Origin of the sequence: Rhizobacter terrae (assembly GCF_003852895.1) — a bacterium.
Taxonomy (GTDB): domain Bacteria; phylum Pseudomonadota; class Gammaproteobacteria; order Burkholderiales; family Burkholderiaceae_C; genus Albitalea; species Albitalea terrae.
Map to the genome: position 1 here is coordinate 378225 of NZ_QUSW01000002.1, position 13995 is coordinate 392219.

The window sequence follows — 13995 nt, forward strand, 5'->3', positions numbered from 1 at the left end:
GCTCAGTGCACGGCCAGGGCAGCCGGCGCCAGGCAACGCTGCACGAAGGCCGACAGCGCGCCCACATCCGGAATGTGCACGTCGCGCCGGCCCTTCTCCGCAAAGCCGATGACCTTGTCGCGCGCCAGCCGGGAGAGCGCGCGGCTCACCGTCTCCAGCGTCATGCCCAGGTAGTTGCCGATCTCGGCGCGCGTCATGCGCAGGGTGATCTGGTCGCAGCGCAGGCCGCGCTTGGCCAGCGAATCGGCCCAGTAGCGCAGGAAGTCCGCCACGCGAGCATCCGCCGGCAGCGTGCACACCGACATCAGCGAATCGCGGTCGCGGCTGATCTCGCGGCTCATGGCTTCGTGCAACACCGTCATCAGCGCTGGGCGGCCCAGGCAGGCCTGCAGCAGTGCGTCGTAGCCGATCACCCAGACGTCGCTCGTGTCCATGGCGATGGCGTCGCAGCCGTATTGCGTGCTGGCAATGCCGTCGAAACCCAGCCAGTCGCCGCGGAACTTCAGGCCCACCACCTGCTCGCGGCCGTCGGCCGACAGGTTGACGATCTTGCAGAATCCCGAGTTCAGCACATACAGGTTCTGGAAGCGCTCGCCGGCGCGGTAGATCACGTCGCCAGCACGCACCAACCGGCGGGCGGGCTGCAGCGTCTCGCCCAGCAGCCTGAGCATGTCGGCGATGCGCTGGCTGCTTCGCTGGTTCTCGGCGTCATCGGGGCGGCCGGCGGGGCGGGCTTGGGCGGTGGCTGCGTTGAACATGGAAGGCTCCTGGACGAAGTGGCTGCTGGAATGGGGTCCATGCTAGGAACCGCCCGATAACCGGATGACAACGGCGCGGGGCATTCGGTAACGCTGCGTGAACGGTCTGTGTCAGCCGTGTATCGACCACGGATCGGCTGCATCAGGCTTGACGGATGTCAATTCGCGCGTCCGGCCAGCCGATAGCCTTCACGGACCGACATTCCAGGTCTTTTGCCCCGAGCCGCGCATGCAGCCCCACTCCGCCACCTTCCGCCTTCCGGGCGACGACGCATCGGATGCGGCCGCCCTGCGCTCGCGGGCCCTTCAGCTGGCCCATGCCAGCCAGGCCGGGCTGGCGGCGACCCTGCTGCGCGGCAAGAACATCGGCCTGCTGAGCACCGGCGACGATGCAGTGGGAGACGGCACCCTGCTGCTGCACGCCGCCGCCGGCCTGGGCGCCCACGTGGCCAGGCTGCCCTCGTCACTGGGCGAGGACAGCCCGCCCCAGGAGGTGGACCACACCGCACGCATGCTGGGCCGGCTGTACGACGCCGTGGTGTGCCAGGGCTTGCCCGCGGCGCTGGTGCGCCGCATCCGCGACAGCGCCGGGGTGCCGGTGCTCGACGGCACGACATCCTGGGACCATGCGGCGTCGCTGCTGGCGCAGGTCGAACCCAACCCCGGACAGGACCCGCGCCGCTTTGCCGTGCAGGCCGCCTTGTTCGCAGCGATGAGCTGAAGGCCAGGCCATGAGCATCCGCCACCTCGATCAACTCCTGAACCCGCGCAGCGTGGTGGTGGTCGGCGCCTCCGACCGCGAAGGCAGCGTGGGCGCCACGGTCTGGCGCAACCTGCGTTCCTCGGGTTTCACCGGTGCCGTGCGGGCGATGAACCCGCGCCTGTCCGTGCTGGATGGCGAGCCGGTGGCGGCCCGCTGCGACGACCTGCCCGAGACACCCGACCTCGCCGTGCTGTGCATTCCGCCTGCCGCGGTGCCGGACATGATCGACGCACTGGGCCGCGCCGGAACACGCGCGGCCATCGTGATGACCGCCGGCCTGGACCGCACCCACAAGCAGGCCATGCTCGACGCCGCCCGGCCGCACCTGCTGCGCGTGCTCGGGCCGAACTGCCTGGGCCTGCTGTCGCCGCGCATCGGGCTGAACGCCAGCTTCGCGCACACGAATGCGTTGCCGGGTGACATCGCCTTCGTCTCGCAGTCGGGCGCCCTGGTCACGGCCGTGCTCGACTGGGCGCGCTCGCGGCGCATCGGCTTCTCGCACATGGTCTCGCTGGGCGAGCATGCGGACGTGGACTTCGGCGACCTGCTGGACCACTTGGCCAGCGATGCGCGCACCCGCTCCATCCTGCTGTACATCGAGTCCGTTGAGTCGCCACGCAAGTTCATGTCGGCCGCGCGGGCGGCGGCGCGCAACAAGCCGGTGATCGTGGTGAAGGCCGGGCGAGCCGGCCGCGGCGTGGCCGCGGCGGCATCGCACACCGGCGCGATGGCCGGTGCCGATCCGGTGTTCGACGCGGCCATCCGGCGAGCGGGCATGCTGCGCGTGGACACGCTGGACGAACTTTTCATGGCCGCCGAGACGCTGGCGCGCTTTCGCGGCAATCGCGATGACCGCCTGACCGTGCTCACCAACGGCGGCGGCGCAGGCGTGATGGCGGCTGATGCCGCCGCAGCCCGCGGCGTGCAGTTGCCCGCGCTGGGCGAGTCGCTGAAGGCGCAGCTCGATGCGGCGCTTCCGCCGACCTGGTCGCATGCGAACCCGATCGACATCATCGGCGACGCCCCCGTGCGCCGCTACACCGACACGCTGAGCGCGCTGCTGGCCACGCCGGACGCCGGCGCCGTCCTGTTCCTGCATGCGCCGACGGCCATCGTGCGCAGCGACGACATCGCGCGAGCCTGCGTACCGCTGGTGCGCCGTTCGCCCGGCCGCGTCATGGCCTGCTGGCTGGGCGATGCCGCCGTGGCCGACGCACGCCGAATCTTCGAGGACGCCGGCGTCGCCGACTACGCGACGCCCGAGCAGGCGGTGCACGCCTTCTCGATGCTCTCAACCTACCGCGCCAACCAGCGGCTGCTGCTGGAGGTGCCCACCGCCAGCGAGTCCGCAACACCTGACACGGCCAAGGTTCGCGCGCTGGTGCAGTCCGCGCTCGCCCAGGGCCGCGAGATGCTGGACGAGAGCGAGGCCAAGTCCGTGCTGCAGGCCTACGGCATCCCCGTCGTACCCACCCGGGCCGTGTCGGCGGACGCGCAGGCCGCGTGCGAAGCGGCATCGGAACTGGGCTACCCGGTGGTGCTGAAGATCCGCAGTGCCGACATCAGCCACAAGTCCGACGTGGGTGGCGTGGCGCTGAACCTGCGGGACGCGGATGAACTGTCCCACGCTGCCGCCGCCATGCTGGCACGCATCCGTGCCTTGCGGCCGGCCGCACGCATCGACGGCTTCAGCGTGCAGGCCATGGTCCGCCGGCCGATGGCGCAGGAGCTCATCGTCGGTGCGAGCGTGGACCCGGTGTTCGGGCCGGTGATCCTGTTCGGCCAGGGCGGCACGGCGGTGGAGGTGCTGGCCGACAGCGCCGTCACGCTGCCGCCGCTGAACCGCGTGCTGGCCCGCGAGCTGGTCGCGCGCACGCGGGTGTCGCGGCTGCTGGCCGGCTACCGGGACCATCCGCCGGCTCGCATGGAGGCGCTGCACGACGCGCTCATCGCCGTGTCCGCGCTGATGGCCGACATCCCGGAGTTGGCCGAACTCGACATCAACCCGCTGTGGGCCGACCACGACGGCGTGATGGCGCTGGATGCGCGCATGCGCATCAGCACAAGCCGCCCGGCGGGTGCATCGAACTTCGCGATCGCGCCCTACCCGGCCCATCTGTCGCAGACCCTGGCCTGGCACGGCCATGAACTGTGCGTGCGCCCCATCCGCCCCGAAGACGGGCCGCAGCACCGTGCGTTCCTGGAGCAGATGTCGCCCGATGATCTGCACATGCGCTTCTTCAGCAGCAGCCGCACCCTGGCCCAAAGCGAGACCGCGCGGCTGACGCAAATCGACTACGCCCGCGAGATGGCCTTTGTTGCCACGCAGCTGCGGCCGGACGCCAGCGAGGAGATCGTCGGCGTGGTGCATGCCGTGAGCGACCCCGACGACATCGAGGCCGAGTTCGCCATCGCCGTGCGGTCGGACCTGCACGGCCAGGGCCTGGGCCATCTGCTGATGCAGAGGATGACGGCGCACCTGCGAGCCCGCGGCACGCAACGCATGACCGCCGACGTGCTGCGCATCAATGGCGCCATGCGCGAACTCATGCAGACCCTGGGCTTCACGGCCGACCCACACGGCGCCGATGCACAGACCCTGCGCTACAGCCTTCGGCTGGACGCCGCCGGCCAGCTTCAATCCACCGGCGAGAGCGCCACCGAGGAGAGCCCATGAAGACCGCCTTCGCCGCTGCATGGTCCGTGGCTGCCACGGTGGCCCTGGCCGCACCGCCCGACCTTGCCGCCCTCAGCGACGCGAACTTCGTCGACACAGGAGACGCGCTGGCCGACATCGTGTCCCAGAGCGGGCTGGCCTTGTCGACGATGTCGATGTGGAACGCCGGCCTGGACCAGGCGGGCCCGATGCGAGCGGCCTTCCAGCTCAAGACACGATCGGGCCCGACGCACCGCTTCACCCTGCCCTGCCCGGGAGGCGGCAGCGCCATCGGCACCATCCGCGACGCCGACGGCAGCGGCGACCTCTCGCGCCGCGACACCTTCGTCACCGAGTTCGACCACTGCATGACCGATGGCGAAACAGCCACCGGCCGCGGCGAGTTCACCGTGGCCGCGCACCGCTTCGAAGGCCACGTCGAAATCACCGAACTGGATTTCCGCTTCGATGCCATGGGCACGCCCAGCCTGCGCTGGACCGGCACGGCACACCTCACGCTGCGAAGCGACCTGCACCGCGGCACCGAGGTCTACACCGTGCGCTACCGCGACCTGGCCGTGCAGGGTGCCGGCCGCGACATGCACTGGAACTTCACGCTCGAACTCGTGCGCCCGCCCATCGGCGACACGGTGGTAGCACTCAACGGACCCCTGTCCATCGGCCCGATGCCGCTGCGCCTGCGCCAGGACTGGCGCTTCGTGATGCGTGCGCAGGGCCTGCCGCGTGACGGCCAGCTCACGGCCATCGACACGCAGGGCGCGCGGCTGGAGATCGAAGCCGGCCGGCGCGTCTACGCCTATCGGTTCTATCAGGCCGGTAACGGGGGATGGATGCCCGATGCCAGCTCGCAAAGCCGTCGCCAGACGGCCCCGTGAAGTTCAGCGTGTGCCGGGTGCTGCCGCCTTGCGCCGCAAGGCCGCGCGGCGTGCCGCCATGTCGCGCCCCATGTTCGAGCGCTCGCGGCCTTGCAGGCGGGCCTTGGCCTCGGGGTAGATGAAGGATTCCTCCAACGCGATGTGGTCGTGCGACAGCGCAATGAACACCTGTGCAGCTTCACGAAGCGTGTCGAGGTCGAACCAGTTGAGGCCGCAGGCCACGGCATCGAGCTGCGGCGACAGCTCCATCCAGTTCTCCTCCAGCCAGTCGTGGTCGCATTGCAGGCGCAGCACCGCCTGCGTCACGTCCGCATTGCCCAGGGACGCGAGCTTGGGAAACACGTAGCGCTCCTCGTCCGCATGGTGCTGGCGCACGGTGGTGGAGAAGTGCCGCACGATGTCGGCGGCCATGCTTCGCGCCTCGCTGTCCGCTCCGATGCTGCCCAGGCGGGTGATCAGCGCGGCCAGCCGTCCCAGCATGAACAGGCTCTGGCGATGGCATTCGTCCAGCACGTCGAAGCCGTCCAGCAGGGCGGCGGGGTCGATGTCAGCGGGGATGCCCATGTCACTCTCCTGCCGCGCCGAGGCGGCCCATGCGTTGCAACCAGTGGCCTCGCGCCGCGGGGCTCATGGCCTCGATGGAGCCCACCAGCGTGTCGCGGATCGGCGAGATGCCCACGAAGCCCAGGATGTTGCGCTTGAGCGCCTTCAGGCTGTGGGCGAAGAAGAACCAGCGGAACACCGGCGCCGGCATGCCCATGGTGACCACGATGCGGGCGCTGCGGCCGGCCAGCAGCTTTTTCGGGATCGCCTTCTCGCCGTACTTGCCGATCGCGAAGCCGGGCCGTGCGACCTGTTCCAGGAAGCCCTTGAGCAAGGCCGGCATGCTGCCTAGCCACAACGGGTAGAAGAAGACGAGGTGCTGTGCCCAGCGGATGTCGTCCTGCACGGACACGAGGCCGGTGGGAACCTCGCCCTTGGTCCACTCGGCCTGGCTGCGCAACAGCGGAAAGCTCAGCGAGGCCACGTCGACGATGCGCACTTCGTGGCCGGCGCCGCGTGCAGCCTTGGCATAGGACTCGGCCAGCGCGTGGCAGAAATGCGGCCGGCTCGCGTCCGGATGCGCCTGGATCACAAGGATTCGTTTGCTCATGGCGCCATCGTCCTCCCGAGCCGCAGGTCGGGTTTTGCGCTGGCTCAAGAGACAGGCCGCCTCAGAAGCCGCACCACGCGCCGAGCGTCTGCCACATGCCGTGGCCGAGTGCGGCAATGGAGCCTGCAATGAGGCCCAGGCCGGCAATGCGCTGGCCGATCACGGGCCAGGACGCAGAGGCGGCAGCCGTGCCGGCGGCCAGGCGCCAGCGGTTCCACAGCCACGGGCCGAGCGCGAGCGCAGGCATGGAGCCGAGCGCAAACGCGGCCATCACCATCGCGCCGCCGGGTGCGTCGCCGGCCATGGCTGCGAGCAGCAACGCGGCCTGCAGCACGCCGCAGGGCCAAGCCACCCAGGCCAGGCCAGCGAGGCTGCGGCGCCAGGCCATGTGGTCCGGGCGTCGCACGATGCTGATCGGCACCGCGCCGTCACGGCTCATCGATGCGATGGACCGCCCTGTGATGAGCCACCACAGCCCCAGGGCCAGGAAGCCCAGGTGCAGCAGCACCCACAGCGGCCGAAGTGCCGGCATTGCGGCGCTCCACGTCCCCAGCCATTGCACGCTTGCCGCAGCCACGGCACCACCGGCGGCATAGCTGGCAAGCCGCCCGGTCTGGAAGACGGCTGCGTTGCGTGCGTGGCCGCCCGTGAGGCTCGCGCAGGCGGCGCCGCACATCAGCGCGCAATGCGGCGACGCGGCCGCGCCCATCGCGAGGCCGGCCAGGACGAGGGCAGCGTTCATCGAGCGCTCAGATCACCCGCGAGAAGCGCTCGCGCAGCTTGTCGCCCTGCAGGTGCTTGTCGAACACCATGGCCACGGCGCGCACGAGGTACCAGCCGGCGGCCGTGACCTGGATGGCGTGCGGCTCGACGTGCACCAGGCCGGCGCGAGCCATGTCTTCCAACTCGTCGAGTTCGCGGCTGAAGTACTCGCGCATGTTCACGAAGTGCGCCAGCTCGATGGACTCGAACTCCACCCGGCCCTGGCACATCAGCGCCATGATGACCGCGCGCCGCACCAGGTCGTCGCGGCTGAGCGCGATGCCGCGCACCACGGGCAGTTGCCCCTGGCGCAACGCGTCGTAGTACTCGGGCAAGGTCTTGGCGTTCTGGCTGTAGGTCGCGCCCACGCGGCCGATGGCCGACACGCCCAGGCCGATGAGGTCGCAATCGGGCTGCGTGCTGTAGCCCTGGAAATTGCGGTGCAACCGGCCTTGCCGCTTGGCGATGGCCAGGCTGTCGCCGGGCAGCGCGAAGTGGTCCATGCCGATGTAGGTGTAGCCGTGCCCCAGGAAGCCGGCGATGGCGCCGCCCAGCATCTGCACGCGCTGCGCGGCGTTGGGCAACTCCTCGGGCACGATGCGACGCTGCGGCTTGAAGCGCTGCGGCAGGTGGGCATAGGCGTACAGCGCGATGCGGTCGGGCTTGAGTTCCGCGATCTGCTGCACCGTGCGCGAGAAGCTCTCGGGCGTCTGGCACGGCAGGCCGTAGATCAGGTCCGCATTGATGGATTCGAAGCCCAGCGAGCGCGCCGCCAGCATCAGGTCGCGCACCTGCTCGAAAGGCTGGATGCGGTGCACGGCGCGCTGCACCTGAGGGTCGAAGTCCTGCACGCCGAAGCTGATGCGGTTGAAGCCGAGGTGGCTGAGGTGCGCCAGGCGCTCGGCCGTGACGGTGCGCGGGTCCACCTCGATGCTCAGCTCCGCGCCGGGCTGGAGGCGAAAGGCGCGCTTGAGCGACGCCATCACGTGCTCCAGCTCGGTGTTGGCGAGGAAGGTCGGCGAGCCGCCGCCGAAGTGCAGCTGCGACACCGCCTGACGCTCGCCCATGGCGCGGCCGACGAGCTCGATCTCGGTGTCCAGCGCATCCAGGTATTCGGCTGCGCGCTCGTGGTGCTTGGTGATGACCTTGTTGCAGGCGCAGTAGTAGCACACCGATTCACAGAACGGGATGTGCACGTACACCGACAGCGGCGTGGCCCCCAGCGCCGCGCCGCCGTGGCCACGCTGGCCCAGGGCACGCACGGCATCGGCTGGGCCGAAGGCCTCGATGAAGCGGTCGGCCGTCGGGTAGGAGGTGTAGCGCGGGCCGGGCGTGTCGAAGCGGCGCAGCAGGTCGGGTGACAAGGGCTCGGTGGTGGATTCCATGGCGCGATGGTGCCCAGCCCGCGAGGCCCGTCGCTTGATCTGGCGCAAGCTGCCGCGAGGGGGCGGCGCCAAGAATGAACGCCATTGAGCTGCATCACGACCCGCCATGACCAAGCCATCCTCCACTGACCGGCCCAACCCGCTGCAGGTCGCCTGTTCGAGCTGCAACCTGCGCGAGCTGTGCCTGCCGGTGGGCTTCAGCGGCAGCGAACTGGAGCGGCTGGACGGCATGGTGGCCACCCGCCGCAGCGTCAAGCGCGGCGACGCCCTGTTCCGCAGCGGCGATGCCTTCGAGGCGGTCTATGCCGTGCGCACGGGCTTCTTCAAGACCCAGGTGTCATCCGAAGACGGGCGCGACCAGGTCACCGGTTTCCAGATGGCCGGCGAGCTGCTTGGCCTGGACGGCATCGTGAGCGACCACCACACCTGCGATGCGGTGGCGCTGGAGGACTCGCAGGTGTGCGTGATCCCGTATGCCGAGCTGGAGGCGTTGTCGCGCGAGTTCGGCGAGCTGCAGCGCCAGTTCCACAAGATCATGAGCCGCGAGATCGTCCGCGACCAGGGTGTGATGCTGCTGCTGGGCAGCATGCGCGCCGAGGAGCGCCTGGCGGCCTTCCTGCTCAACCTGACGCAGCGGCTGCAGGCCCGAGGGTTCTCGCCCACGTCGCTGGTGCTGCGCATGACGCGCGAAGAGATCGGCACCTACCTCGGCCTAAAGCTGGAGACGGTGAGCCGCTGCTTCTCGCGCTTCCAGGAGGACGGCGTGCTGGAGGTGAAGCTCAAGCACATCCGCATCCTGGACCTGGCGGCGTTGAGGAAGATGGTGAACAGTCCTTGTTGAGGGCTGTGCTAGCATTTTTTGATCGTGATCTGACAACAGGAGGTGAGAGCCGTGAACGCACTGTCCACCATGGGTGCTCCCCTCTTGTCCATGATTGCGCGACTGAAGCAGTCGCCACTGGGAGCGCCCGACAACCCACTTGTCAAAGGCGAATCCCATGCGCGCAACACCTTCTTCATCTCCTTGTCACGACGACGATCGCCGGTGCCCTGAAGCCGGCGAGCGGGCCTTGGTCCTCGGCGGCGGCGGATCGACAGGCAATGCCTGGTTGATCGGCGTCATCGCCGGCCTGTTCGATGCCGGGCTGGACGTGACGACAGCCGACCTGACCATCGGCACCTCCGCCGGATCGACGGCCGCGGCCCAGCTTGCCGGCGCGACCCCGGCCGAACTCCTGGCCACCACCCTCACCGCGCCCCAGCCACGGACCGGTTCAGCGGGATCCGACCCGGGCCGCACTCCGAACCCGTCCGCAGCCTCCCATCTGGAAAGACTGAACAGGATCATCGCGTCGGCCAAGGATGCGACCGACATGCGCCGCAGGATCGGCGCGGCAGCGCTGGAATTGAATGCGACGTCGGACGATTCCAGGCGGGCGCAGTGGCGCGCCACCGTTGCCGCTCGGCTGCCCGATCCGCACTGGCCCGATCGGGCGATGCTCATCACCGCGGTCGATGCCCACACGGGCGAACCGGTCGTGTTCGACCGCCACAGCGGCGTCGATCTGGTGGACGCCATCGCCGCCAGTTGTGCCAGTGGCTTCGCATACGGCATCAATGGCAGCCACTACATCGATGGGGGGTACCGATCCAACGCAGACAACGCGGATCTGGCGACCGGGTACAAGCGAGTGCTGGTGCTGTCACCGTTCGGCGGGAGATCACTGACCCCGGTGGATTGGGGCATGCATCTGGCCACACAGGTCGACGAGCTGCGCGCACGCGGCAGCAGGGTCGAAACAATCTTCCCCGATGGAAACTCCGGGCACCTGTTCGGCGCGAACGCCATGGACCTGTCGCTGCGCCCGCTGGCCGCACGCGCCGGCTACGACCAAGGCCGAGCCCTTGCCGGGCAACTCACCGTGTTCTGGCGCTGACGATGGTCTGCCTCGTCACCCCACGGGAGATTCCAGCAACTGCGTGATCGCCGCCGATGTCGAGATCACCAGCCAGAAGATGAAGAAGGTGACCGAGTAGACCGCGTTGCGTGTCCACCCGAACGCCTCGCCGCCGAACCAGTGCAGGCTGTCGGGGTCCACCACCGCGAACACCATCATCTCCAGCACGCCGGCCATGACGAAGGCCGGCCACAGGATCATCAGCGCCCGCGTGGCGAACGGCAGCCGCGGCTGCAGGGACACATCAGCGGCGGGGTGCGGCAGCATGGTTGCGCGCCTGGGTGGCCGGCATCTCGTGGCCACGCTGGGCCACGGTTTCTTCGTGCAGCGGCACGTCGCCGCCGCGCACTGCGAGGACCAGGGTGGCAAAGCTGGCCGCGACCACCACGGCCGGTCCGCCCACCACCAGCCACACCATTGGCACGCGCCACCACGGCAGCACGGGTTGATCGATGCGGGCATTCATTGGTTTCGTCTCCTTCAGCGTGGGACCACGAACGTGGACTTCTCGCTCACCAGGGAGTGGCGCGCCGCCGACTCCACCACTTCGAACTTGATCGGGTGTGCTCCCGGCCCGGCGGCCTGCGCCGCCGCATGCGGAACCCTCACCGCGAGCGTGACCCAGCGCGCCTGCGCGGGGCCGAGGTCCAGCTCCATCGGCTGCGCCAGGTCGATGCCCGGGATGCCGGTGACGGACACGCGCACATGCTTGCCGTCCTCCGTCGCGTTCATCAGCTGCAGCCGGTACACGTTCTCGATGCTGCCGCGGTCCACGATGCGGGCCAGCGTGGTGCGGTCGCGCACCACGTCCACCTTGAGGGTGTGGCGCATGGCGAGGCTGGCCACGAAGCCGGCGGCGATGGCCACCAGCACCGCGCCGTAGATGAGCACCCGAGGCCGCCGGACACGCGCGAACATCTGGCTGCGCGACAAGCGCTGGCTCAGCCCGTTCTGCGTGGCGTAGCGGATGAGCCCGCGCGGATAGTGCATCTTGTCCATCACGCCGTTGCAGGCGTCGATGCAGGCGGTGCAGGCGATGCACTCGTACTGCAGGCCGTCGCGGATGTCGATGCCCACCGGGCAGACCTGCACGCACAGGCCGCAGTCGATGCAGTCGCCCAGGCTGGCCGCCTTCAGGTCCGCGCCGCGCGCTCGCTTGCCGCGGGCCTCGCCGCGCTCGGTGTCGTAGCTCACGATCATCGTGTCGTGGTCGAACATCGCGCTCTGGAAGCGCGCGTAGGGGCACATGTACTTGCACACCTGCTCACGCAGGAAGCCGGCATTGCCATAGGTCGCCAGGCCGTAGAAGTTGACCCAGAACCATTCCCAGGGTCCGAAGGACAGCGTGAACGACTCCGCCGCCAGCGCATGGATGGGCGTGAAGTAGCCCACGAAGGTGAAGCCCGTCCACAGCCCGATCGTCAGCCACACCGCATGCTTGGCCGACTTGCGCCACAGCTTGTTCGCCGTCCAGGGACCGGCATCGAGTCTCATGCGTTCGCCACGGTCGCCTTCGACGTGCCGTTCGACCCACATGAAGATCTCGGTGTAGACCGTTTGCGGACACGCGTAGCCGCACCACAGCCGACCGGCCACCGCAGTGAAGAAGAACAGCGAGAACGCGCTGAGGACCAGCAGGCCCGTCAGGTAGATGAAGTCCTGCGGGTACAGCACCAGGTCGAAGATGTAGAAACGCCGCGCGCCCAGGTCGAACAGCACCGCCTGGCGGCCGTTCCAGGGCAGCCAGGGCAGGCCATAGAACACCACCTGCGTGAGCCACACCATGGCCCAGCGCCACTTCGCGAACCAGCCTTTGACCGAGCGGGCGTAGATGGTCTTCTGCTTGGCATACAGCGAGACCAGTTCCGGCTCCTCGACCGGTACGGGCTGGATGGGAATGACGCGCGCCATGGAACTGCTGCGGCTGCTCATGCTCGTCGAGACAGGTGGACCGTCAAGGCGCGGCGCCTTGCGTGTTCGACAGGCTCCACACGTAGGCGGCCAGCACGTGGATCTGCTCCGGCGACAGGCGCGAGCCGTGCGCCGGCATGACGTTGCGCTTGCCGTTGGTGATCATCGACACCACCGCCGCCTCGCCCCAGCCGTGCAGCCAGATGTTGTCGGTGAGGTTGGGCGCGCCGATGGCCTGGTTGCCCTTGCCGTTGGCGCCGTGGCAGCCCGCGCACACCGCGAACTTCTCGCGGCCGAACTGCGCATTGCGAGGATCCTCGGACGCACCCGACAGGCTCAGCACGTAGTTCGCGACGTTGCGCACGTCTTCCGAATTGCCCACCGCGGCAGCCATGGGCGGCATGGTGCCCTCGCGCCCGAAGGTGATGGTTTCCTCGATCTTCTCCGGCGTGCCGCCGTAGAGCCAGTCCTTGTCCGTGAGGTTCGGGAAGCCCTTGCTGCCACGCGCGTCGGCACCGTGGCAGGTGGCGCAGGTGTTGGCGAAGATGCGCTCACCGATGGCCATGGCGCGGGGGTCGCGGGCCAGTTCCTGCGCCGGCAGCTTCGCGTAGGCGGCAAAGACCGGCTTCATTGCTTCGCGGGCCTGCGCCTGCTCGCTGGCGTGCTGCGAGAGGCTGGTCCACTTCAGTGAACCGGGCGCGCTGCCCAGGCCGGGGTACAGCCACAGGTAGACGCCAGAGAAGAGCACCGTCAGCACGAACAGCCACATCCACCAGCGCGGCAGCGGGTTGTTCAGCTCGCGCAGGTCTTCGTCCCACACGTGGCCGGTGGTGTTGTCGCTGGCCATCACGCGGCGGCGGGCGGCGATGATGAGAAGTGCCAGGCAAGACGCAAGGCCGAGCACGGTGACGACCGCGATCGCGATCGACCAGCCGCTGTTGAAGAAGTCGCTCATGGCCGGCTGCTCCCGTCGTTGGCGGCTTCGCCGTCGAAAGGCAATTGCGCTGCCGCGGCATAGGCCGCGCGGCGGCGCGGCCACCAGGTCCACACCATCAGGCCGGTGAACAGCACGAGGCTGACCAGCGTCACCAGGCTACGAAGATCATTCACATCCATTTCGCTTCCCCTTCACTTCACGTGGCGGCCGAGGGACTGGAGGTAGGCCACGATGGCGTCCATCTCCGTCTTGCCGCGCACGGCTTCGGCGCTGGCGGCAATCTCGGCGTCGCTGTAGGGCACGCCCAGCCGCTGCATGGCCTTGAGCCGCGGCGGCACGGTGGCCGGGTCGATGGCGGCGCTCTCCAGCCACGGATAGGCGGGCATGTTCGATTCGGGCACCAGGTCGCGCGGGCCCGACAGGTGCAGGCGGTGCCACTCATCGCTGTACTTGCCGCCCACGCGGTGCAGGTCGGGACCGGTGCGCTTGCTGCCCCACTGGAAGGGGTGGTCGTAGACGAACTCGCCGGCCTCGGAGTAGTGGCCGTAGCGCAGCGTCTCCGCATGCAGCGGGCGGATCATCTGCGAGTGGCAGTTGTAGCAACCCTCGCGCAGGTAGATGTCGCGGCCCACGAGCTGCAACGGCTCGTAGGGCTTGAGACCCGGCACCGGCTGCGTGGTGGAGCGCTGGAAGAACAGCGGGATGATCTCGACCATGCCGCCCACCGCGATGACGATGAGGATGAGCACGATCATCAGCAGGTTGCTGGTCTCGATGCGCTCGTGGCCGGTGGCCTGATGGGTGTGTTGAGCCATG

Annotated in this window: 16 protein-coding genes; 5 read left to right on the plus strand and 11 right to left on the minus strand. The window is 68.9% G+C overall.

Translation table 11 applies throughout. The annotated features are described in order from the left end of the window. Positions 1 to 2 precede the first annotated feature (2 nt). Positions 3 to 758 (minus strand): Crp/Fnr family transcriptional regulator, encoded by a 756-nt coding sequence (locus DZC73_RS08660; RefSeq protein ID WP_124539832.1) that lies wholly within the window; start codon positions 756 to 758, stop codon positions 3 to 5. 229 nt (positions 759 to 987) lie between these two features. Between DZC73_RS08660 and DZC73_RS08665 the strand changes: the two genes are divergently transcribed. Genes DZC73_RS08665 through DZC73_RS08675 form a run of 3 tightly spaced genes read left to right on the plus strand, consistent with a single transcriptional unit; the run spans position 988 to position 5073 of the window. Then, positions 988 to 1479, plus strand: a complete 492-nt coding sequence (locus tag DZC73_RS08665) for a Rossmann-fold NAD(P)-binding domain-containing protein (protein WP_124539833.1) — start codon at positions 988 to 990, stop codon at positions 1477 to 1479. A 10-nt stretch (positions 1480 to 1489) separates the two neighbouring features. Further along, entirely contained in the window at positions 1490 to 4198 is a 2709-nt protein-coding gene (locus DZC73_RS08670; protein ID WP_124539834.1) for a bifunctional acetate--CoA ligase family protein/GNAT family N-acetyltransferase, read from the plus strand. Beyond that, positions 4195 to 5073 (plus strand): hypothetical protein, encoded by an 879-nt coding sequence (locus DZC73_RS08675; protein WP_124539835.1) that lies wholly within the window; start codon positions 4195 to 4197, stop codon positions 5071 to 5073. Before DZC73_RS08670 ends, DZC73_RS08675 begins: the two co-directional genes overlap by 4 nt. A gap of 3 nt (positions 5074 to 5076) precedes the next feature. Here DZC73_RS08675 and DZC73_RS08680 read toward each other — a convergent pair whose 3' ends face one another. The 4 genes from DZC73_RS08680 to hemN form a co-directional block, all read right to left on the minus strand. Further along, positions 5077 to 5637 carry a hemerythrin domain-containing protein gene (locus DZC73_RS08680; protein WP_124539836.1) on the minus strand — a complete coding sequence of 187 codons (561 nt, stop codon included), beginning with the start codon at positions 5635 to 5637 and terminating at the stop codon, positions 5077 to 5079. Position 5638: 1 nt separating this feature from the next. Continuing rightward, the gene (locus DZC73_RS08685; RefSeq protein ID WP_124539837.1) at positions 5639 to 6226 is read right to left on the minus strand and encodes an NAD(P)H-dependent oxidoreductase; all 588 of its coding nucleotides are present in this window, start codon (positions 6224 to 6226) and stop codon (positions 5639 to 5641) included. Positions 6227 to 6287: 61 nt separating this feature from the next. Further along, the gene (locus tag DZC73_RS08690; protein WP_124539838.1) at positions 6288 to 6968 is read right to left on the minus strand and encodes a sulfite exporter TauE/SafE family protein; all 681 of its coding nucleotides are present in this window, start codon (positions 6966 to 6968) and stop codon (positions 6288 to 6290) included. A 7-nt stretch (positions 6969 to 6975) separates the two neighbouring features. Next, complete coding sequence (hemN, locus tag DZC73_RS08695) at positions 6976 to 8373, minus strand: oxygen-independent coproporphyrinogen III oxidase (protein WP_124539839.1); 1398 nt, start codon at positions 8371 to 8373, stop codon at positions 6976 to 6978. A gap of 106 nt (positions 8374 to 8479) precedes the next feature. On the opposite strand from hemN, the gene fnr reads away from it, so the two are divergent. Beyond that, positions 8480 to 9214, plus strand: coding sequence for a fumarate/nitrate reduction transcriptional regulator Fnr (gene fnr, locus DZC73_RS08700; RefSeq protein ID WP_124539840.1), 735 nt, complete (start codon positions 8480 to 8482; stop codon positions 9212 to 9214). 157 nt (positions 9215 to 9371) lie between these two features. Next, positions 9372 to 10310, plus strand: a complete 939-nt coding sequence (locus DZC73_RS08705) for a patatin-like phospholipase family protein (protein WP_124539841.1) — start codon at positions 9372 to 9374, stop codon at positions 10308 to 10310. A 15-nt stretch (positions 10311 to 10325) separates the two neighbouring features. On the opposite strand, the gene DZC73_RS08710 is transcribed toward DZC73_RS08705, so the two are convergent. From DZC73_RS08710 to ccoO, 6 genes are read right to left on the minus strand one after another with little or no spacing between them, the layout of a single operon-like run. After that, the gene (locus tag DZC73_RS08710; protein WP_235835043.1) at positions 10326 to 10598 is read right to left on the minus strand and encodes a hypothetical protein; all 273 of its coding nucleotides are present in this window, start codon (positions 10596 to 10598) and stop codon (positions 10326 to 10328) included. Next, entirely contained in the window at positions 10576 to 10797 is a 222-nt protein-coding gene (locus tag DZC73_RS08715) for a nitrogen fixation protein FixH (protein WP_124539842.1), read from the minus strand. Before DZC73_RS08715 ends, DZC73_RS08710 begins: the two co-directional genes overlap by 23 nt. A gap of 14 nt (positions 10798 to 10811) precedes the next feature. Beyond that, complete coding sequence (ccoG, locus tag DZC73_RS08720; protein ID WP_124539843.1) at positions 10812 to 12263, minus strand: cytochrome c oxidase accessory protein CcoG; 1452 nt, start codon at positions 12261 to 12263, stop codon at positions 10812 to 10814. Positions 12264 to 12285: 22 nt separating this feature from the next. Continuing rightward, the gene (gene ccoP, locus DZC73_RS08725; RefSeq protein ID WP_124539844.1) at positions 12286 to 13197 is read right to left on the minus strand and encodes a cytochrome-c oxidase, cbb3-type subunit III; all 912 of its coding nucleotides are present in this window, start codon (positions 13195 to 13197) and stop codon (positions 12286 to 12288) included. Continuing rightward, positions 13194 to 13352: a CcoQ/FixQ family Cbb3-type cytochrome c oxidase assembly chaperone gene (locus tag DZC73_RS08730; RefSeq protein ID WP_407924096.1), complete on the minus strand. Its 159-nt coding sequence runs from the start codon at positions 13350 to 13352 to the stop codon at positions 13194 to 13196. Before DZC73_RS08730 ends, ccoP begins: the two co-directional genes overlap by 4 nt. An 18-nt stretch (positions 13353 to 13370) precedes the next feature. Then, positions 13371 to 13994, minus strand: a complete 624-nt coding sequence (ccoO, locus tag DZC73_RS08735; protein ID WP_124539846.1) for a cytochrome-c oxidase, cbb3-type subunit II — start codon at positions 13992 to 13994, stop codon at positions 13371 to 13373. Position 13995: the final 1 nt, after the last annotated feature.